We start from the raw sequence: 18,917 nt of genomic DNA, 5'->3' as shown, positions 1-18,917 counted from the left end.
CCCCGGGCCGTGGCCCGGGGCGTTTTGCATGTGAGGCGTCTCAGCGGCCCGGATCGGCGTCCGGACCTTCCTCGTCGGGCGGGGCATCCTGCGTCGGCGTCTTGCCCTCGTCTTCCGGTGCTTTCGGCGCATCGGGCTCGCTCGCCTCGCCCTCGATCGCCTCGTCCTCGACGTTCCGCAGGCGCAAGGCCTGGGTCCGGCCGTCCTTGGCCTCGCCGAAGAAGATCGTCTGGTGCGGGAACGGGATCTCGATACCGCGCTCGTCGAAGATGCGCTTCAGGATCGCGTTGTAGGCCCGTCCGACACCCCATTGGCTGCCCGGCACGGTCTTGATCCGCGCGCGCAGCACGACGGCGCTGTCGCCGAAGGAGTTGAGGCCGAACCACTCGAGATCGCCGAGGATCAGCGCGTTCTGGTCGGGGTCGCTCCGCAGCTCCTCGAAGCCGTCGAACATGGCCTGCTTCGCCTCTTCGATATCCTCGCGGTAGGCGATCCCCATGTCGCACACGAAGTAGGAGAAATCGCGCATGAAGTTGGACACCATGTCGACCGAGGAAAAAGGAATGATGTGGTAGGTGCCCTGCAGATCGCGCAGGGAGACCGAACGCACCGTCAGCTTCTCCACGACACCGGTCGTGCCGCCCACGGTCACGACATCCCCCACGTTCATCGCGTTCTCGAACTGGATGAAGACACCGGTGATGATGTCCTGCACCATCTTCTGCGCGCCGAAACCGATGGCGAGGCCAAGGACACCCGCAGAGGCGAGAAGCGGACCGATATTGATGCCGATTTCGGACAGCGCGAACATCAGCGTGAGGATGATGAGCGCGATCGTCGCGGCATTCCGCAGAAGCGTCAGAAGCGTCTTTTCACGCGACGTAGGCACCGCGCCGATATCGGGGCTGAGCCGAAAGTCGATCCACGAGTTCATCGCCAGCCAGATCAGCGCCGCGACGGCGAGGATGAAAAGGACCGACACGAGGCGTCCCGACGCGTCGATGCCGACATCGCTCGAGAACCAGCTGCCAATATTCAGAAGGCCGCTGGCATTGATCGCATAGAGCAGGACCGCGATCCCGACGATGACGCGAAGCGCGATCAGAATCTTCGGCACGATCTTGTTGAGACGCTGCTCGAGAAGCGGAATGCGCTGGTTGATGTCCTCGGGCAGCTCGATCCCGTTGCGAAGCCAGCCACCGATGGCACCGACCAGCACCGAGCCGAGCAGGATCGCCACGAACACCTTCGCAGAGCGGGTGATGTAGTCGAAGACCACGTCGTTCGGCTGCGACAGCACCACGATCACCATCATCGCAAGATAGGCGAGAACGAACCAATGCCAGGTGCGGGTCAGCGTCCCGAGGATGCCGCCCAGACGCTCGCGTGCCGGGGCTGCGTCGTCTTGTTCCGGCGCGCTGTCCTGCGACATGAGCCGCCGCGCGATCCAGTTGGCGACCGCCTCGCGGTTCCGGATCACGATGACGACGAGGTAGACCAGAACGAAGATCGACAGGATCGCCGAGATCGCCGTGCCGCCCGCGAGGGAGACGTTGCGGTTCACGATGGGTACGATCAGCAGCTGGCCGTAGCCGAGGACGCTGACCACGACATTTATGTGCCGATTGAGCTTCAGTGCCGCCCGGTTCGACACGTTCACAAGGCGCAGGCCGTAGCTCGACGGCGAGATGATCGCGCGGGCGAAGACCTTGACCATCTCCACCAGCAGGAACGCGTTGAGATAGAGCGCCTGCCGGAAGCCGATCTGCCCCGCATCCCCGAGAACGCCGAGGGCAATCGCATAGCCGAGCCCCCAGGCCACGACGACGATGAGCGCGTCGAGGATCAAGGTTTCAAGGAAGATGAAGACCGTGCGAAGGGCGTTGGCGTCCTCGGCGCGTCGACCCATCCGCGTATAGACCGGCATCGCGAGGCGGCGCAGCAATAGGTAGACCGCGACGGTAATGACGATGACGAGGATCAGTGCCTGGAAGGCTTCGATGAGAACGCCGAGTTCGTCTCCCGAGAGGCCGGAGAGGACGGTATCGCCGCTGGTCACGCCATTGAAGACACCGAGTACCCATCCCGCCGTGCCCTGAGCCACCTCCTGCGTGAACTCCGCGACGCGAGCACCGAGCGAATTCGTCTCCCCCGGAGCCGGGTCCAGTTGCGGCTCCGACGGGCCGGTCTCACTGGACGAGCTGTCCCCTTCGGACGTGCCGGTGCCGCCTTGCGTCAGTTGTTCCAACTCGTCGATCAGGGTCTGACGGGCCGCTTCGTTCCGAAGAACTTCGAGCAGGGCTTGCAGCGCAAAGGGTGTCTCGTTTTGCGCCTCCTCCCCGGAGGAAGAGCCACTTTCACCGCCACCTCCCGCTCCGAGGGCGCCTTGTGCCGCGGCACTTTGCGGGGATGACAGCGCCAGAACGGCAGTTGTAACCGCGACGAGAACAAGGGCGAGCGCGCGAATGCCGCAAATCCGCTCGAACAAAACTCGGAACATGGGTGATCCTTCTGTGTGATCCGGACATACCTAACACCCGCATTGACGTGTCAAGAGGCGCTTGAGCATCGGACTCGCACATGGTTATGCGATAAACAACCGGATTGCCGAAGCCGTTCCCATAGCGGTTGAAAGCCGCCCGTTCGGGCCTGGCGGAGGCAACTTCAGACCCCGTAACGCGCCTTCGTCGCGCCGATATGCTCCCCCTCGGTTCGGTCCGGGAAGATCCGGTAGCTCGGCGCGAGGATCTCGGCGCTGCGCTCGATCTTGATGCGGATGACGTGCCGGATCGGGAAATGCGGACCGGCCATATCGGCAAGCGGGCCATGCAGCGCGTCGAAGCCCTCATCCTCGCATCCGATGATCTCGGCAGCGCCACAGAGCTTGTGTCCCCGCTGGCGGAAGATGTCGATCAGGCTGACGCAGACTTCGGGATTGGCCCGGATCGCGCGGACCGAGCCTGCCGAGGCGATATCCGCGATCTGGAACTCCTCGCCGGCAAGACGCCACATCTCTTTCGGAGAGACGCTGGGACGGCCTTTCGCGTCAACGGTCGCAAGCCAGCAAAGAACGGAGTGGCGGCAGGTGTCTTCGATCGTCCAGCTCACGGCTCATTCTCCTGATGTCCGTCTGCGCGTTTCGCGGTCTTCGAGGTTGATGCGCCAGCACCAAGGTGACGTTGACCTCCATGACCCGGCAGGTTCGCAAATGTCGTCAGGCATCGCCGACCCGCGCGGCCAGAGGCGCGAGCGCGATACGCATTCCGTCCTGTCCGATGTAAATCGGCCCATCCCAGCCGCGGCGCACCTCGCGCTGCCAGTCTTCCTCCGTGAAAGCCGGATCGTCACAGGGCACAAGATGATTGAGCGCGAGCGCACCCACGCCGGCCTCATGCGCGATCCGTCCCGCCTCGGCCGCGGGGGTGTGAGATCGTTCGAGATGCCGGCGCAGCCTGTCGTCGCCATTGCCGACCCGCTTGCACAGTGCATCGATCCCGGCGGTGAGCATCGCCTCGTGCACGAGCAACTCCGCCCCACTGGCGAAGGATACCATGTCGTGCATCGGCGCGGTGTCACCGGAAAGAACGGCGCTTTGCCCCCCGCACTCGAAACGGAGCGCGTAACTTTCCACGATGGGCGGATGAAGGTTGCGGAGGCTGGAGATGGCCACCGGACCTACCGTTAGGCCAGCCTCCGGAATCTGCTTGATCTCGGCAAGGGCCCCGAGGTTCGGGCGTCCCTCGTCGCGGATCCGAAGCTCGATATCGAAGGCCATCGACGTCAGGAAACCCTGCCAATAGGCGGCAAGCCCATCAGGCCCGTAGACCGGCACGGGCCGCTTCAGCCCGGCCGTCCAGGCCGTGTGCAACAGCGGGCCAAGCTCGAGGTAATGATCGGAATGCAGATGCGTGATCAGGATTGCGTCGAGCTCCGTCAGCGCGATACCCGCATCGCAGATCCCTCGCGTCACTCCAAGCCCCGCATCGACGAGGATCGTGTGCCCGCCCATCTGCATCAGCGTCGCGGTCGGCATCCGCGTGCCCGGACGAATCGCAGGGCCGCCTTTCGTGCCGAGAAGCGTGACCGCTGCCTCGCCGCTCATGACCCGTCCGGCTTGGCGTCGAAGGTCAGGTCGTGACGTGTCATATCGGATCCTCCCGGGCGTATCGCCGCGCTCCGGAAGCGACCTTAGACTGACTTGCGAGGCGGATGAAACGCCGCAGAAGCAACAAAGGCGACGTGGCGCCTCCTCCGGCCTGCTCAGTGCCTGCGGCTGTGATGGGCCGCGATCATCAGAAGTGCCGATACCGCGATATCGTGCACGGTGACCGGGTCCATGCAGGCTTTGCTCCGGCGCAGCGGTGAGGACGGTCTGAGCTCCGGGTCGATTCGCGAAAGGCACTCCTGCACGCGCGGGACCATGCGTCCCTCTTGCAATGCATCGGGATCTCTCGGCTTCAAGGCGTATTTCTCAAGTTCCATCGTAGGTTCCGATGTCACGGGGAAGCCCGGAGGTCCGGGTGCTTCCGGTGGGGCCTGTCTGCCGGTTGCCGAACGGCGCGCTGAGGCGCCGACGGACTCCGTCGCTCTGCCTTTGCTCTTTATCATATTTTCGTGTCAGCTCGAAGCGGCAGGATGGGTCTCCCTGCGCGATGCAGGATGTTTCGGTGCAGTCGAACGCGGCTGACACAAGCGCGTTGTAAAGTCCGGCGAAGACCGCGGCATGCCAGCCGCACAGGGCCTGATCCGAAACCGCACCGTGCGCGAAGGGGTTTCGCGTCAGCTCAAAGCCATAGGGGCCAAGCGTCCGGAACCCGGCCGAGCCTGCGAACGTCCAGGCGTGCCGCGTGATCGCGCCGGAGAGCAGGCGCGCCGAAAGCGGTGGCGGCAGGATCTTCAGGATCCGCTGCGCGAGAGGCGGGATCCGGTGCGCGAGGATATAGGCGGCGGTGCGCTCTCCGGCCTCGCGCAGGATATCCTCGGCGCTTTCGGAAAGCTCTGCGCGCACGGCATGATGCAGCGAGACCGCGATGCACTCGTCGATCATGGTGCTGCAATCGGGCAGGCTTGCAATCCCCGCGCGCGACATCACGCGCTCGCACAGGCGTGGTCCGCCCCGCGCTTCGAGCACCGCGAGCAATTGCAGGATCGCGTTCGGCCCGATCCTCGCGAGAGGCGTGCCGGCGACCGGCATGATCAGCGCTCCTCCATCTGCAGATCGCCGCCACCGCAGGCGCGCAGTTCGGCGCGGTCCTTCATCTGTGCTCGAAGCGCATCGCGCCGTTCGGCGGCCCGTGCAGCGCGGTCTGCCGCGGCTTCCCAATCGGCGAGCTGGGCGTCGGCGATCTGCCGCGTCTCGTCGAAATGGAAATCCACGGAGTTCTTCGTCTGCGGCCCCCAATAGCCTGCCTTGCCGAGATCGTAGAAGGTGCGCGCAAAACCCGCTTTCATGAAGGCGTAAAGGCATCCGAGCAGGTAGCGGCGGTGGAAGCCCGTGCCGCGCCAGGGGTAATGGAACAGCGCTTTACGCATGTAGAACCGCCGGTAGTTCTTCATCACGCCGTCGAGCAATTCCCCGCGTTCCATCGCGGCGGGCTTCATGATCGGGGTCACGAAGTTGTACTTGCTGAAATCATGCACCTCGACCTGGTCACGCAGCTCCTGGAAGAGCGGCGTGAACGGCCAGGGGGTGTACATCGACCAATTGGCGAGGTCCGGCTGCCAGTCCCAGGCCATTCGGTAGGTTTCTTCCAGCGTCTCGGGCGTCTCGTTGTCGAGCCCCACGATAAACTGCGCCTCGACGAGAATATCGGCCTCGCGCAGAAGCCGGATCGCGGTCTTGTTCTCGTCGACTTTCGTTTCCTTGTTGAACAGGTCGAGCTTCATCTGGGCCGCCGCCTCGGTGCCGAGCGAGACATGCACGAGCCCCGCCTTGCGGTAGAACGTCAAAAGCTCACGGTCGCGGTAGATGTCGGTGACGCGGGTATTGATGCCCCATTTGACCTTGTCCGGCAGTCCGCGGGCGATAAGCTCCTCGCAGAAAGCGACAAATTTCTTGCGATTGATGGTCGGCTCCTCGTCCGCGAGGATGAAGAAGCCGACACCGTGGTTCGTCACCAAGTCCTCGATTTCATCGACCACGTCTTTCGGCTCGCGCACGCGGTAATCGCGCCAGAACTTCCATTGCGAACAGAAGGAACAGGTGAACGGGCAGCCGCGCGCGAGGTTCGGGATCGCAACGCGGGTGCCGAGCGGAATGTAGATGTATTTCTCCCAGTCGAGGATCGCCCAGTCCGGTTTGATCTTGGAGAGGTCCTTCACGGTGCTCGCCGCAGGTGTCGCGACGATCTCGTTGCCGTCGTGATAGGCCAGCCCCTTGATCCGACTACGATCTTCCGGCCAGCGCCCCGCTGCGATGGTCTGAAAGAGATCCGTGCAGACCTCCTCGCCCTCGCCGCGCACGATCACGTCGACCCACGGCGCCTCGGAGAGAACCTGCCGGAACATGAAAGTCGCATGGACCCCGCCCAGAACGCGCACCGCGTCGGGCACCGTGTCCCGCGCGATCCTCAGAACGTCCTCGGCGCGGTAGATCGACGGCGTGATTGCGGTCACGCCCACGATGTCCGGCCGCAACTCGGCCATCCGTTCGGCAAGCGCTTCGTCTGAGACGTTGTCCGTCATCGCATCGACGAAATGGATGTCGTCGAACCCGGCCTGCCTCAGATGCCCGGTCAGGTACGCCACCCAGGCTGGCGGCCAGGTGCCCGCGATCTCCGCGCCGCCGGAGCGGTAATTGGGATGGACGAACAGAATCCGCATGGCTGGCCCCTCGTTTATGTCAACCTAAGTTGACACGCAGGGCGCGACGCAGCCTTGATTTACATCAAGGACGGCCGGAGGGCGTCATTGCCGGACAAGCGGCACTCGGCGAAGACCGGATTCCGCGCAAATGGGCAAGCCCACGGCCAGCTGACATTGTCTGAGGGAAATTGGTGGAGCCTAGGGGGATCGAACCCCTGACCTCTTGCATGCCATGCAAGCGCTCTCCCAGCTGAGCTAAGGCCCCGGATCGCCGGAGGGCGGACCCTCTCGCGTGGCGGATCAATTATCGGGGGACCGGGGCGGGTTCAAGACCAAAATCGACCCGCCGCGGCCCGTTTTCGAGGATCAGTCCTCGTCGTCGTCGGAGACGTCTGCGATCTCGTCGAGCGAGACGTTATCGTCATCCTCGTCGTCAAGAACATCGTCATCGCCGAGATCGACGTCGACATCATCGTCGTCGGTGTTCTCGGTCTCTTCTTTTTCCTTGGACTTCGACTTGCGGGTCGCGCCGTCCTCGGCATCGGCGGCGATCATGCTGCGCTTGCCGGTCTCGATCTCGACCACTTCGCCCGTGTAGGGGCTGACGACGGGATCCCGGTTCATGTCGTAGAACCGCTTGCCGGTGGTCGGGCAAAGCCGTTTGACGCCCCATTCTTCCTTGGCCATGGGAAGTCCCTTTCACTCTGGTCACTCTTGCGGACAATTCGGGGCACCTGCCATAAGGCCCGGGCGGTGTCAAAGGCTTTGACGCCCCCGCACGCATCCCCCGTGAACGGAGCCGATATGGGTGTGATCGAACTCTCCGGCAACCCGCCGATTGCCGTCACGTTGCGACGCTCCTCACGGGCGCGGCGGATCTCGTTGCGGCTGTCGGGCGTCGATGGGCGCGTCACGCTGACCCTGCCCCCACGCGTCCCGGAGCGCGAGGGCATGGCGTTCCTGCGCGAGAAGGAATCCTGGCTGCGCGGGCACCTCGAGAACCGGGGCGAGCCGGTGCGGATCGGCCTCGGAGCGATGGTGCCGATCGCCGGGGAGCCGCGCGAGATTCGCCCAGGCAGCGGGCGCTCCGTCGTCCTTGAGACGGGCGCGCTGCTTGTTCCCGGCCCCGAAGAGCGGATCGCCGCGCGCAGTCTCGGCTATCTCAAGACCCTCGCACGAGAGCGGCTGGCGGCCGCCTCTGACCGCTACGCGGCGGTCCTGGGCAAAGGCTATACCCGGATCACACTGCGCGACACGCGCTCGCGCTGGGGGTCTTGCTCCTCGCAAGGGGCGCTGTCCTATTCGTGGCGGCTGATCCTCGCGCCCCCGGAGGTGCTCGACTACGTCGCCGCGCACGAGGTCGCGCATCTGGCGCACATGAACCATTCCCGCGCCTACTGGGATACGCTGACCCAAATCCACGGCGACTGGCGCGCACCCCGTCGCTGGCTGCGCGAGAACGGCGGCGAGTTGCACCGCTACCGTTTTCAGGATTGACCAAGGCGCGAACGTGATCACAAATTCCGCCTCATGATCACGCCGCCCCGATCCATCCCCGTCACCGCGCCTCGCGTCGCCGAAGCCGCGCCTTCGGCCCATGACCGCGTCTATCGCGGGCTGCGCTCACGGATCATGTTCGGCCAGATCGCGCCCGGCGCGGCGCTGACCTTGCGGGGGATCGGACGGGAGTTCGGCGTCTCGATGACGCCCGCCCGCGAAGCGGTGAACCGGCTTGTGGCCGAAGGCGCGCTGTCGATGTCGGGCTCGGGCCGTGTCGCGACGCCGGAGCTGTCCTCAGAGAGAATCGAGGAGTTGGCCGCTCTGCGCGCGCTGATCGAGGTGGAACTTGCCTCGCGCGCCCTGCCCCGCGCGCATATCGCGCTCATCGACCGGCTGCAGACGATCAATGGCGGGATAAGCGACGTCGTCTCGAACCGAGATGCGGTGGGGTATATTCGCGCCAATCTCGAATTTCACCGGACGCTGTACCTGCGCGCGCAGGCTCCGGCGATGCTCGCGATGGCAGAGACCGTCTGGCTGCAGCTCGGACCGACGATGCGGGCGCTTTATGCGCGGCTGCGCCGCACCGAGGCGCCGCAATATCACCGGCTCATCATCGCGGCACTGAAGGCGGGCGACGAGCCGTCCCTGCGCCTCGCCGTCCGCTCCGACGTGACGCAGGGCCTCAAGATGCTGATCGGCTGAGCGGCGATCAGGCCGCCTCTGGATCCCAGCCGGACACCGCTTTCACCTCGACGAAATCGTGGATGCCCCAGGCACCGCCTTCGCGGCCGTTGCCCGACTGCTTCATGCCGCCGAAGGGCGCGCCAGCCGCGCGATCCTGTCCGTTCATCTCCACCATACCCGAGCGCAGCGCCCGCGCCAGCCGATTGCGCCGCGCGCCGTCTTGCGTCTGGGCGTAGTTCGTCAAGCCGTACGGCGTGTCGTTGGCGAGCCGGATCGCCTCTTCTTCGGTCTCGACGCGCATGATCGACAGAACCGGCCCGAAGATCTCTTCGCGGGCGATGGTCATGTCGGGCGTGACATCCGCGAAGACGGTGGGCCTGACGAAGAAGCCCTTGTTCATGCCGTCGGGCAGACCCGGACCGCCCGCGACAAGTCGCGCTCCTTCGTCGATACCCGTCTGGATAAGGCCCTGCACCTTGTCCCATTGTGTGCGGTTCACGACGGGACCGATATGCCCTCCCTCTTCCGCCGCGGGGCCGACCTCGACCTTGCTCGCGATCTCGGCGGCCTCTTCGACGACGCGGTCGTAGACCGATGCCTCGACGATCATCCGCGACGGTGCATTGCAGCTCTGCCCGGTGTTCTGCATCATGTGCAGGACGCCGCGCTTGACGGCCTTCTCGTCGGCACCGGCGAAGATCAGGTTCGCGCCTTTCCCGCCAAGCTCGAGATGCACCCGCTTCAGCGTATCGGCCGCAGCCTTGGAGATAAGTTTGCCCGCCCGCGTGGAGCCGGTGAAGCTGACCATGTCCACATCCTCATGCGCCGATAGCTGCGAGCCGACGCCCGCGCCATCTCCATTCACGAGGTTGAAGACGCCCGGCGGAAAGCCCGCCGCATCCATGATCTCGGCGAAGACGATACCCGAAAGCGGGCTCTCCTCGGAGGGTTTCAGAATCATCGTGCAGCCCGCGACCGCCGCCGCACCCACCTTGAGCGTGATCTGGTTCATCGGCCAGTTCCACGGCGTGATGAGCGCGCAGACCCCGACGGCTTCGTGAATGATCCGGTCGTTCGGCGCGTGATCGCCGAGCGGGGCTTCCCAGGAGAAGGCCTTCGCCGCCTCGATGAAATTCTTGAGGTGGAAGGCCCCGGCGAGGAACTGGTTCTTGCGTGCAAGGTCGATCGGCGCGCCCATTTCCTGGCTCATCGCATGGGCGAGGTCCTCGGCGCGGGCCTTGTAAGCGTCGCGCAGCCGCTCCACCGCCGCGATCCGCTCTTCGGGCGGCGTCGCCATCCAGCCAGGCAGCGCGTCTTTCGCCGCCGCGACGGCCGCGTCGGTATCGGCCTGACCACCAAGCGAGATCGTCGCGAAGGCCTCTTCGGTCGACGGGTCGATGACCGCGTGATCCGTGCCCTCCTTGGGGTCCACCCATGCACCACCGATATAGAACTGCCGCTTCTCGATCATCGCTCTCTCCCGCAATGGCGCGCGAACAGGTCGCGCGAAATTTGATCATATTGCCGCTGAGCATGCCGCCCGCAATCGGGGGATGCAATGGTCCGCATCGCGTCTTAAGTAGAGCCACGAAGTTAACAGACAGGAGGATGCCATGTCCTTGCGTATCAACGAAACGATCCCCGACCTTACCGTCGAGACCGATCTCGGCACGTTCAGCCTGCACGAGTGGATCGGTGACAGCTGGGCTATCGTGTTCTCGCACCCGAAGGACTTCACGCCGGTCTGCACCACCGAATTCGGTGCGGTCGCGCAGCTCAAGGACGAGTGGGACAAGCGCGGCGTCAAGGTGATCGGCGTGTCCGTGGACGGCGTCGAGGAGCACAAGGGCTGGAAGAAGGACATCAAGACCGCAGGCGGCGCGGATCCCGAATTCCCGATCATCGCCGATAGCGATCTCGCTGTCTCCAAGGCGTTCGGGATGTTGCCCGCCGAGGCGTATCTGCCAGACGGCCGCACGCCCAACGACACCGCGACCGTGCGCGCGGTCTTCATCATCGGACCGGACAAGACGCTGAAGCTTTCGATGACCTATCCGATGAACGTCGGCCGCAACTTCGCCGAGGTGCTGCGCGCGCTCGACGGGCTGCAAACCGCGACGACCCACACCGTCGCGACGCCCGCCAACTGGAACGTCGGCGACGATGTCGTGATCCCCGCGACGGTCAGCGAAGAGGACGCACGCGAGAAGTTCGGCCAATACCAGACGGTTCTTCCCTACCTGCGGATGACAAAGCTTCCGGGCTGAGGCCCGTGCGGACGCGCATATGAGTTTGTGCAATCCCGCACTTTCCTTGGGTTGAACCGCTCGGTTCAGTTATACATTGACAGAGGGCCGGTGTTCCGCACCGGCCTTTTTCATTCGTTTGCCGTATTGGTCCCTCGTCATGACACATCCCGTCGCATCCCCAGCGCCCTCCCAGGCTCCGCACGACCGTGAGCCGACAAGCGCCGCAGAGCGCATCCCCTACTGGGAATTCGTCGGCATGATCGCATTCCTCATGGCGCTCAACGCGGCGGCCATCGACGTCTACATTCCGGGCCTGTCGGAAATCGGTGCAGCGCTCGGCGTGGCCGACGACAATACGCGGCAGCTCGTGATCGGAGCTTACGTCATCGGCTTCGGCGGCGCGCAGGTGATCTACGGGCCGCTTTCGGACCGCTTCGGGCGGCGACCGGTCCTGTTCTTCGGGCTCGGGCTCTATTGCGCCGCGGCCATCGCGGCAGTCTTCGCGCCGACATTCGGCACGCTTCTTGCGCTGCGTCTTTTGCAAGGGATCGGCGCGGCCTCGACGCGGGTGGTGGCACTTTCGGTGGTGCGCGACCGCTTCAAGGGCGAGGCGATGGCCTCGGTCATGTCGCTGGTGATGATGGTCTTCATGGTCATGCCGGTGCTTGCGCCCAATATCGGCTCGGCGGTCCTGCTCTTCGGAGATTGGCGCGTTCTGGCGGCGGTGATGTTTCTTTTTGGGGCAGCGGCGTTCTTTTGGACGTGGTTCCGCCTGCCGGAAACCTTGCGCGAAGAGGATCGGCGCGAGCTAAGCGGTGCGCGCGTCTGGGAGGCGTTCCGCATCATCTTCACCAACCGTCGCGCGTTCGGCTACACTCTGGCGACAGGGGCGTTCTTCGGCGTTCTCTTCTCCTTTATCGCTCAGGCCGAGCAGATCTACGTCGAAGTCTTCGGGATCGGCGCGGAGTTCACGCTCTATTTTGCGCTGGTGGCCTGTTTCATGGCGGCGTCCAGCTTCGCCAATTCGCGACTCGTCAGGATTTTCGGCACGCGGCGGCTCAGCCACTCGGCATTGACGGGGTTCGCGATCCTCGGCGCGATCCACTTCGCGCTCGCGGCCTCGATGGGCGGGGCGACGCCGTTCTGGCTGTTCCTCGTGCTCCTGATCCCGCAATTCTGTTTCTTCGGCTTCATCCCGGCGAACTTCAATTCTCTCGCGATGGAAGAGCTGGGCCATGTCGCAGGCACCGCCTCGGCGGTTCTCGGCACCGTGCAGACGCTGGGCGGCGGCATCATCGGATCGGCGCTGGGGCTGCTCTACAATGGCACCATCCTTCCGATGTTCGGCGGCTTTGCCATCCTCGGGGTCATTTCGCTGACGCTTGCGGCCTACGCCGAGGGATGGGGGCTCTACCAGCGCCGCCGCGCCTGATCCGGTTGCCTGCCCGTCCCTTGCATCGTATCCGGGCGCAAGCCAGCAGGAGCCGGACCCATGCAAGACCCGTTCGAGATCGGCGACATCTCCATCGCGCCCGGCCACCGCGCCTCGGTCGACCTGCCGGTCTCCGTCCTGTCGGATCACACGCCGGTCACGCTGTCCGCAGAGGTGCTGCACGGCCGCAAGCCCGGCCCCACGGTCTTCGTCTCTGCGGCGATCCACGGGGACGAGGTGATCGGGGTAGAGATCGTCCGACGTCTTCTGCGCGCACAGCCCCTGACGCGTCTCGCGGGCACGCTGATCGCGGTGCCGGTGGTGAACACGTTCGGCTTTCTGAACCAGTCCCGCTACCTGCCCGACCGACGCGATCTCAACCGCTGCTTTCCGGGCCACGGAGATGGATCGCTCGCCGCGCGCCTTGCCAATATCTTCATGACCGAGATCGTCACGCGCTGCGATGTGGGGATCGACCTGCATTCGGCCGCGGTCGGACGAACGAACCTGCCCCAGATCCGGTTGACGCCAAACGATCCGCGCCTCGCCGAACTTGGCCGCGCTTTCGGTGCGCCGGTGACGCTGACCTCGCGAGTGCGCGACGGATCCCTGCGCGAGGCTGCCGATGACGCCGGGGTGGACGTGTTGCTCTACGAGGCGGGCGAGGGCCTGCGCTTCGATGAGACTGCGGCGCGGGCGGGCGTCGCGGGCATTCTGCGCGTTCTCCACCATCTCGGCATGATCGCCGGACGCGGCGTGCCGAAAGCGCGCGGACCTTCGGTGTTCTGCGAGACCTCGACCTGGGTGCGAACCCCCTCGGGCGGGCTGCTGAGGACGCTCAAGGCGGCGGGCGACTACGTCTCCGAGGGCGAGACGCTCGGGATCGTCTCGGACCCGTTCGGGCATGTCGACGACGAGATCGCGGCCCCCGCCGCCGGCGTGGTGATCGGACGCACGAACCTGCCGGTCGTGAACGAGGGCGACGCCTGCTTCCACATCGCCGTGCCCGCGCGGCCGATGGGCCCTGACGCGATGTCGGATCATCTCGAATTGCCGCAACTCTACGACGAAGACGAAATCATCTGAACTCCGAGGAGCCGCCGATGCCCTTCACCCTGGCCACATGGAACATCAACTCCGTTCGCTTGCGAGAGGGGCTCGTCGCAGACCTTCTGGAGACGGAAGCGCCCGACATTCTCTGCCTGCAGGAATGCAAGAGCCCGGTCGAAAAGATCCCGATGGAGCGTTTCCGCGCGCTCGGCTACACGCACATGATCGCGCGGGGCCAGAAGGGTTATAACGGCGTCGCGATCCTGTCGAAGATGCCGATCGAAGATGTGGGCGACAAGGATTTCGCCTCGCTCGGCCATGCCCGTCACATCGCCGGGCGGCTCGAGAACGGCGCGACGATCCACAATTTCTACGTGCCCGCGGGTGGCGACAAGCCCGACCGCGAGGTCAATGAGAAGTTCGGCCAGAAACTCGACTATCTCACGGAGATGCGCGACTGGTTTCACGCGGAGCGCCCCGAGCGGGCGATCCTCGTCGGCGACCTCAATATCGCGCCGCGCGAGGACGATGTCTGGTCGCACAAGCAGCTTCTGAAAGTGGTCTCGCACACGCCGATAGAGGTCGAACACCTGGGTGCCGCGCAGGAGGCCGGCGGCTGGGTCGACGTGACGCGCAAGGACATCCCCGAAGGCCAGCTCTATTCCTGGTGGTCCTACCGCTCGCCCGACTGGGACGCCGCCGACAAGGGCCGCCGCCTCGATCACGTCTGGGCGACCCCGGACATCGCGGGCGCAGCGCATGGCAGCCGGATCCTGCGCGAGGTGCGCGGATGGACGCAACCTTCGGACCATGCGCCCGTCTTCGCCACCTTCGATCTCTAGGATCACCCGGTGCGTCCTGGGACCGTTCTTCTTGAGCACGGCCTGCTGCCGCTCCGCAGGGGCCCAATGACGCATGCCGCAAAGCTTGCCCGGCGCCCCTTGCATCACGAAGCTGCGAGCGCCATCTAGCAGGCAACTGACCCACCCCGACAGACAAGAGGGATCCGCCCGATGATCGAGCTCGGAACTTCGACGCAGAATGCCGCCGCAACGGATGACGTCATCAAGGACGTCGCCGAACAGGACTTCATGAAAGAAGTGATCGAAGCGTCTCAGGACGTGCCGGTCATCGTCGATTTCTGGGCACCCTGGTGCGGCCCCTGCAAGACGCTCGGGCCCCAGCTTGAAGCGGCGGTGCGCGCCCAGCGCGGCGCTGTGAAAATGGCGAAGGTCAATGTGGACGAGGCGCAAGCCATTGCCGGGCAGCTTCGCATCCAGTCGATCCCCACGGTCTATGCCTTCCACAAGGGCCAGCCGGTCGATGGCTTCCAGGGCGCGGTCCCCGAAAGCCAGCTCAAGCAATTCGTGGAGCAGATCGCCAAGATGGGCGGTGGCGATACGTCGGGCGGGCTCGACGATGCGCTGGCAGCCGCTGAAGAGATGCTGGAGGCCGGCCAACTTGAAGATGCCGCGCAGATCTTCCAGGCTGTCATGGCCGAGGATTCAACCAATGCGAAAGCCTATGGCGGCTTCGCACGGGTCGCTATCGCGGCAGGCGATGTAGAGCAGGCAGAGGCGATCCTGAACGGAGCTCCCGCCGAGATCGCGGACCATGCCGAGCTCGAGGCCGCGCGCGCCCAGATCGAGCTTGCCCGCCAGGCCGAGCAGGCCGGACCGATCGCCGAGCTGCAAGAAAAGGTCGATGCCGAGCCGGACAACCACCAGGCCCGCTTCGACCTCGCGCAGGCGCTCTATGCAGGCGGTCGGACGGAAGACGCCGTCAACCAGCTCCTGGAGCTGTTCCGCCGTGATCGCGAGTGGAACGACGGCGCCGCGAAGCAGCAGCTCTTCACTATTTTCGACGCCCTCAAGCCCAACGATCCGATCGTTTTGAACGGTCGGCGAAAACTCTCGTCGATGATATTTGCCTGAGGCTCCGGCGACGCTAGCTGAACCGTCATGCCAAGGCCCACGGATCTTCCCGAGACCATTGCGATTTTCCCGCTTCCGGGTGCGCTCCTTCTACCGAGGGCGCACCTGCCGCTGCATTTGTTCGAGCCGCGTTACCTCCAGATGTTCGACGACATCATCAAGACCGACGCGCGGCTGATCGGGATGGTTCAGCCGAACCCGGTTCCCGGCAACGACAAGGCGCTGCACAAGATCGGCTGCGCGGGACGCCTCACCCAGTTCTCGGAGACCGAGGACGGACGCTACATGATCACCCTGACCGGCATATCGCGCTTCCGCGTCATCGAGGAGGTGGACGGCTTCACCCCCTACCGCCGCGCCAAGGTGAACTGGACAGGGTTCGACCGCGACAAGGGCAAGGCGGAGTACGATCACGACTTCGACCGCGCCGCGTTTCTCGCGCTCCTCAATCGCTTCTTTTCCTCTCGCGAGCTGTCGGCGGATTGGGAATCGCTCAAGGAAGCCGATGACGAGCTCTTGATCAATTCGCTCGCGATGCTTCTGGAATTCGACGCCGAGGAAAAGCAGGCGCTTCTCGAAGCGCCCTCGCTCTCGACCCGGCGCGAGACGCTGGTTACGCTTCTGGAATATGCGCTACGCTCCGGGGACACCGGCGAGGGAGGCATCCTGCAATGACCGAAGGCCCCGGTTTCGACCGTCACATGCTCGAAGCGCTGATCTGCCCCGAGAGCCACGGCACTCTCGAATACGATCCTGACCGCCAGGAGCTTGTCAGCAAGACGGCGAACCTGGCCTATCCGATCCGCGACGGAATCCCGGTCATGCTCGTTTCCGAGGCACGGACGCTGGACGATCCGGCTTGACCGTCTAGGTCGCTCCTGACCGCGACAGGAGCGCCGACCGGTGAGCAATCTAGATCTGAACGATATTTCCGTCCCGCGCGCCCTCTGGCGTGTCAGTGCGCCGATGGCGATCGGCATCCTCGGCGTCCTGTCGGTGGGCCTTGCCGACAGTTTCTTCCTCGCCCGCGCCGGTGCCGACGAGCTCGCCGCGATCGGCTTCATCTACCCGGTGATCGTCGCGATCACGTCTCTGTCCATCGGCCTCTCGGCGGGCACGAGCGCCGTCGTCAGCCAATCGCTCGGCGCAACGCGGGGCGACGAGAGTGTCAGCGCCCGGCTTGCGCTGCACGCGCTCATCGTCGCGGCGTCGGCGGCGACGCTCGTCGCGCTAATCTTCTGGCTCTTCTCGCCCCTTCTCTTCGCCACGATGGGGGCCGAAGGCGCGGTCCTCGACGGCATTCGCGCTTATACGCCCTGGTGGGCGCTCGGCTTTCCCTTCATCGTCGCGGGCCAGGCACTGAACTCGGTATTCCGCGCAGGCGGCGAGGCGCGGATCGCAGCGACGGTCATGGTGTCTCAAGCGCTCATCAACGTCGCTCTCGATCCGCTCTTGATCTTCGGGCTCGGCCCGGTGCCGGCGATGGGCATAGAAGGCGCGGGCATCGCCACGGCGGCGGCGCGGGTCCTCGCCTTTGCAGGCTGTCTCGCATTCGCGATCAAAACCGGGCGCATCGACCTGTCCGAATGCTCGTTCCAGGGCTTCAACCGTTCGGTTGCGCGGATCGCGAAGATCGGCGGACCTGCGGCCTTTTCCAACGCGATCAACCCAGCCGGCATGGCGATCGTCACAGCCGCCGTCGCGATGATCGGCGAGGCGGCGGTCGGCGGCTTCGGCGCGGCGACGCGGGTCCAGAACCTCTTGTTCGTGCCGATGCTGGCGCTCTCCGCCGGGATCGGCCCGGTTGTGGGCCAGGCCTGGGGCGCGGGTGACAGGGCGCGCGCGGAAGCGACGGTGCGGCTGACCTTCCTTCTCTGCCTTGGCTACGGCGCGATCCTGTCAGCCGCGCTCTGGCTCCTGGCCGAGCCCGTGGCGCGGGTGATGACCGACGGGCTTGACGCCGTGCCATACGCCACCGACTACCTGCGCTGGGTGTCGCTGAGCTTTTTCGGCTACGGCATCCTCGTCACCGCCAATGCCGCGATGAACGCCCGCGAGAAACCGCTGCACTCGCTGAGCCTCAGCCTGGGGCGGATCGGGCTCGTCTATGTGCCGGTCGCGTGGATCGGAGCCTCGGTCTTCGGCTATGGCGGCATCCTCGCAGGCGCGGTCGCCGCCAATCTCGCCGCGGTCGCGGGCGCACTGATCCTGACCCGCCGCGTCGGCCTTTTCCGCGCCGATCCGGGCCATCCGATTGCAGAGGCCAAAAGCGCCGCCCGCGCCGATTGACAGGCATGACGCCTTCGGCTACCTCCCGCGCCTCTGAAACGCAGGAGGCATCATGGGGCGCGCGCGCAAGGGACGCGATATCTCGGGCTGGCTGGTCGTGGACAAGCCGGCGGGCATCAGCTCCACCGCTGTGGTGAACAAGGTCCGCTGGGCCTTCTCGGCGAAAAAGGCGGGACATGCGGGCACGCTCGACCCCGAGGCAACCGGCGTTCTCGCAGTGGCGCTCGGCGAGGCGACGAAAACCGTGCCCTATATCACCGATGCACTCAAGGCGTACCGCTTTACCGTCACGTTCGGCGCGGCCACCAATACCGACGACGCCGAGGGCGAGGTGATCGCGCGCTCGGACACACGGCCCGGCGACGCGCAGATCAAGGAAGCGCTGCATGGCTTCGTCGGAGAGATCATGCAAGTGCCGCCGCAATTCTCCGCCGTGAAGATCGACGGCGAACGCGCCTACAAGCGCGCGCGCGACGGCGAGGCGATGGAGATCGCGGCCCGCCCGCTCTGGGTCGAGGAGTTGACCATGACCGGGCGCGAGGATGCCGACCACGTCACCCTTGAGATGGTCTGTGGCAAGGGCGGCTACGTGCGCTCGATCGCCCGCGATCTCGGCGACGCGCTCGGCTGTCTCGGCCATGTGCGCGAGCTGCGCCGGATCTGGTCGGGTCCGTTCGAGGCGGAAAACGGCCTCTCCCTCGACGAGATCGACCGCCTCGCCAAAGACCCCGCGCTCGATGCATATCTTTTGCCCGTGGAAGCGGGCCTCGCCGATCTGCCCGAAGCGCGCTGCACGCCCGAAGAGGCCACCCGCATCCGCAACGGCAATCCCGGAATGGTCTTCGCCTCAGGCCTCGAATACGGCGAGGAATGCTGGGCATCCTGCGACGGCCGCGCGGTGGCGGTGGGCCGCTTCAAGGCCGGGGCGCTGCACCCCGCGCGTGTCTTCGCAGGCTGACGCCCCCTCTTTGG

Annotated in this window: 19 protein-coding genes and 1 tRNA gene; 11 read left to right on the top strand and 9 right to left on the bottom strand. The window is 65.2% G+C overall.

The annotated features are described in order from the left end of the window. Positions 1-40: 40 nt before the first annotated feature. From BM171_RS10045 to BM171_RS10015, 8 genes are all read right to left on the bottom strand, one after another. Positions 41-2,500, bottom strand: coding sequence for a mechanosensitive ion channel domain-containing protein (locus BM171_RS10045; protein WP_093011406.1), 2,460 nt, complete (start codon positions 2,498-2,500; stop codon positions 41-43). A gap of 164 nt (positions 2,501-2,664) precedes the next feature. After that, on the bottom strand, positions 2,665-3,108 hold the full coding sequence (locus BM171_RS10040) for a pyridoxamine 5'-phosphate oxidase family protein (RefSeq protein WP_093011403.1): 444 nt from the start codon (positions 3,106-3,108) through the stop codon (positions 2,665-2,667). Between the two features lie 106 nt (positions 3,109-3,214). Then, the gene (locus tag BM171_RS10035; RefSeq protein WP_093011400.1) at positions 3,215-4,102 is read right to left on the bottom strand and encodes an MBL fold metallo-hydrolase; all 888 of its coding nucleotides are present in this window, start codon (positions 4,100-4,102) and stop codon (positions 3,215-3,217) included. A 158-nt stretch (positions 4,103-4,260) separates the two neighbouring features. Further along, the gene (locus BM171_RS18700) at positions 4,261-4,482 is read right to left on the bottom strand and encodes a hypothetical protein (RefSeq protein WP_139218692.1); all 222 of its coding nucleotides are present in this window, start codon (positions 4,480-4,482) and stop codon (positions 4,261-4,263) included. Continuing rightward, positions 4,472-5,194 (bottom strand): bacteriochlorophyll 4-vinyl reductase, encoded by a 723-nt coding sequence (gene bchJ, locus BM171_RS10030; RefSeq protein WP_093011397.1) that lies wholly within the window; start codon positions 5,192-5,194, stop codon positions 4,472-4,474. Before bchJ ends, BM171_RS18700 begins: the two co-directional genes overlap by 11 nt. 2 nt (positions 5,195-5,196) lie before the next feature. Continuing rightward, complete coding sequence (gene bchE, locus BM171_RS10025; protein WP_093011394.1) at positions 5,197-6,822, bottom strand: magnesium-protoporphyrin IX monomethyl ester anaerobic oxidative cyclase; 1,626 nt, start codon at positions 6,820-6,822, stop codon at positions 5,197-5,199. A 171-nt stretch (positions 6,823-6,993) separates the two neighbouring features. Then, positions 6,994-7,069 (bottom strand) — tRNA-Ala (locus BM171_RS10020). A gap of 101 nt (positions 7,070-7,170) precedes the next feature. Beyond that, complete coding sequence (locus BM171_RS10015; protein ID WP_093011391.1) at positions 7,171-7,491, bottom strand: TIGR02300 family protein; 321 nt, start codon at positions 7,489-7,491, stop codon at positions 7,171-7,173. A gap of 117 nt (positions 7,492-7,608) precedes the next feature. Between BM171_RS10015 and BM171_RS10010 the strand changes: the two genes are divergently transcribed. Both BM171_RS10010 and BM171_RS10005 read left to right on the top strand, forming a co-directional pair. Beyond that, positions 7,609-8,301, top strand: a complete 693-nt coding sequence (locus BM171_RS10010; protein ID WP_093011388.1) for a M48 family metallopeptidase — start codon at positions 7,609-7,611, stop codon at positions 8,299-8,301. Positions 8,302-8,334: 33 nt separating this feature from the next. Beyond that, positions 8,335-9,009, top strand: a complete 675-nt coding sequence (locus BM171_RS10005) for a GntR family transcriptional regulator (RefSeq protein WP_093011385.1) — start codon at positions 8,335-8,337, stop codon at positions 9,007-9,009. 7 nt (positions 9,010-9,016) lie between these two features. On the opposite strand, the gene BM171_RS10000 is transcribed toward BM171_RS10005, so the two are convergent. Further along, a complete protein-coding gene (locus BM171_RS10000; protein ID WP_093011382.1) occupies positions 9,017-10,462 on the bottom strand; it encodes an aldehyde dehydrogenase family protein in 1,446 nt (481 codons plus the stop codon). A 142-nt stretch (positions 10,463-10,604) separates the two neighbouring features. Between BM171_RS10000 and BM171_RS09995 the strand changes: the two genes are divergently transcribed. The 9 genes from BM171_RS09995 (at position 10,605) to truB (ending at position 18,903) form a co-directional block, all read left to right on the top strand. Continuing rightward, positions 10,605-11,258 carry a peroxiredoxin gene (locus tag BM171_RS09995; RefSeq protein ID WP_093011377.1) on the top strand — a complete coding sequence of 218 codons (654 nt, stop codon included), beginning with the start codon at positions 10,605-10,607 and terminating at the stop codon, positions 11,256-11,258. Positions 11,259-11,397: 139 nt separating this feature from the next. Beyond that, a complete protein-coding gene (locus BM171_RS09990) occupies positions 11,398-12,672 on the top strand; it encodes a multidrug effflux MFS transporter (RefSeq protein WP_093011374.1) in 1,275 nt (424 codons plus the stop codon). Positions 12,673-12,732: 60 nt separating this feature from the next. After that, complete coding sequence (locus tag BM171_RS09985; RefSeq protein WP_093011371.1) at positions 12,733-13,758, top strand: succinylglutamate desuccinylase/aspartoacylase family protein; 1,026 nt, start codon at positions 12,733-12,735, stop codon at positions 13,756-13,758. Positions 13,759-13,775: 17 nt separating this feature from the next. After that, positions 13,776-14,564, top strand: coding sequence for an exodeoxyribonuclease III (locus tag BM171_RS09980; RefSeq protein ID WP_093011368.1), 789 nt, complete (start codon positions 13,776-13,778; stop codon positions 14,562-14,564). A gap of 171 nt (positions 14,565-14,735) precedes the next feature. After that, complete coding sequence (gene trxA / locus BM171_RS09975; protein WP_093011365.1) at positions 14,736-15,656, top strand: thioredoxin; 921 nt, start codon at positions 14,736-14,738, stop codon at positions 15,654-15,656. 27 nt (positions 15,657-15,683) lie between these two features. Beyond that, positions 15,684-16,331, top strand: coding sequence for an LON peptidase substrate-binding domain-containing protein (locus BM171_RS09970; protein ID WP_093011362.1), 648 nt, complete (start codon positions 15,684-15,686; stop codon positions 16,329-16,331). Next, positions 16,328-16,519, top strand: coding sequence for a Trm112 family protein (locus BM171_RS09965; protein ID WP_093011360.1), 192 nt, complete (start codon positions 16,328-16,330; stop codon positions 16,517-16,519). The genes BM171_RS09970 and BM171_RS09965 overlap by 4 nt, the downstream gene beginning before the upstream one ends. A gap of 40 nt (positions 16,520-16,559) precedes the next feature. Next, positions 16,560-17,945 carry an MATE family efflux transporter gene (locus BM171_RS09960; protein ID WP_245760225.1) on the top strand — a complete coding sequence of 462 codons (1,386 nt, stop codon included), beginning with the start codon at positions 16,560-16,562 and terminating at the stop codon, positions 17,943-17,945. Between the two features lie 52 nt (positions 17,946-17,997). After that, positions 17,998-18,903 (top strand): tRNA pseudouridine(55) synthase TruB, encoded by a 906-nt coding sequence (gene truB, locus BM171_RS09955; protein WP_093011357.1) that lies wholly within the window; start codon positions 17,998-18,000, stop codon positions 18,901-18,903. Positions 18,904-18,917: the final 14 nt, after the last annotated feature.

Source organism: Roseivivax halotolerans, assembly GCF_900115815.1.
Classification (GTDB): domain Bacteria; phylum Pseudomonadota; class Alphaproteobacteria; order Rhodobacterales; family Rhodobacteraceae; genus Roseivivax; species Roseivivax halotolerans.
Note: the sequence above shows the minus strand (reverse complement) of the source record. Positions and strands in the feature narration are given on the sequence as shown.

Coding starts and splice junctions, on each gene's coding strand:
- BM171_RS10045 (WP_093011406.1), bottom strand. CDS start 2,500: ATGTTCCGAGTTTTGTTCGAGCGGATTTGCGGCATTCGCGCGCTCGCC.
- BM171_RS10035 (WP_093011400.1), bottom strand. CDS start 4,102: ATGAGCGGCGAGGCAGCGGTCACGCTTCTCGGCACGAAAGGCGGCCCT.
- BM171_RS18700 (WP_139218692.1), bottom strand. CDS start 4,482: ATGGAACTTGAGAAATACGCCTTGAAGCCGAGAGATCCCGATGCATTG.
- bchJ (WP_093011397.1), bottom strand. CDS start 5,194: ATGCCGGTCGCCGGCACGCCTCTCGCGAGGATCGGGCCGAACGCGATC.
- bchE (WP_093011394.1), bottom strand. CDS start 6,822: ATGCGGATTCTGTTCGTCCATCCCAATTACCGCTCCGGCGGCGCGGAG.
- BM171_RS10015 (WP_093011391.1), bottom strand. CDS start 7,491: ATGGCCAAGGAAGAATGGGGCGTCAAACGGCTTTGCCCGACCACCGGC.
- BM171_RS10010 (WP_093011388.1), top strand. CDS start 7,609: ATGGGTGTGATCGAACTCTCCGGCAACCCGCCGATTGCCGTCACGTTG.
- BM171_RS10005 (WP_093011385.1), top strand. CDS start 8,335: ATGATCACGCCGCCCCGATCCATCCCCGTCACCGCGCCTCGCGTCGCC.
- BM171_RS10000 (WP_093011382.1), bottom strand. CDS start 10,462: ATGATCGAGAAGCGGCAGTTCTATATCGGTGGTGCATGGGTGGACCCC.
- BM171_RS09995 (WP_093011377.1), top strand. CDS start 10,605: ATGTCCTTGCGTATCAACGAAACGATCCCCGACCTTACCGTCGAGACC.
- BM171_RS09990 (WP_093011374.1), top strand. CDS start 11,398: ATGACACATCCCGTCGCATCCCCAGCGCCCTCCCAGGCTCCGCACGAC.
- BM171_RS09985 (WP_093011371.1), top strand. CDS start 12,733: ATGCAAGACCCGTTCGAGATCGGCGACATCTCCATCGCGCCCGGCCAC.
- BM171_RS09980 (WP_093011368.1), top strand. CDS start 13,776: ATGCCCTTCACCCTGGCCACATGGAACATCAACTCCGTTCGCTTGCGA.
- trxA (WP_093011365.1), top strand. CDS start 14,736: ATGATCGAGCTCGGAACTTCGACGCAGAATGCCGCCGCAACGGATGAC.
- BM171_RS09970 (WP_093011362.1), top strand. CDS start 15,684: ATGCCAAGGCCCACGGATCTTCCCGAGACCATTGCGATTTTCCCGCTT.
- BM171_RS09965 (WP_093011360.1), top strand. CDS start 16,328: ATGACCGAAGGCCCCGGTTTCGACCGTCACATGCTCGAAGCGCTGATC.
- truB (WP_093011357.1), top strand. CDS start 17,998: ATGGGGCGCGCGCGCAAGGGACGCGATATCTCGGGCTGGCTGGTCGTG.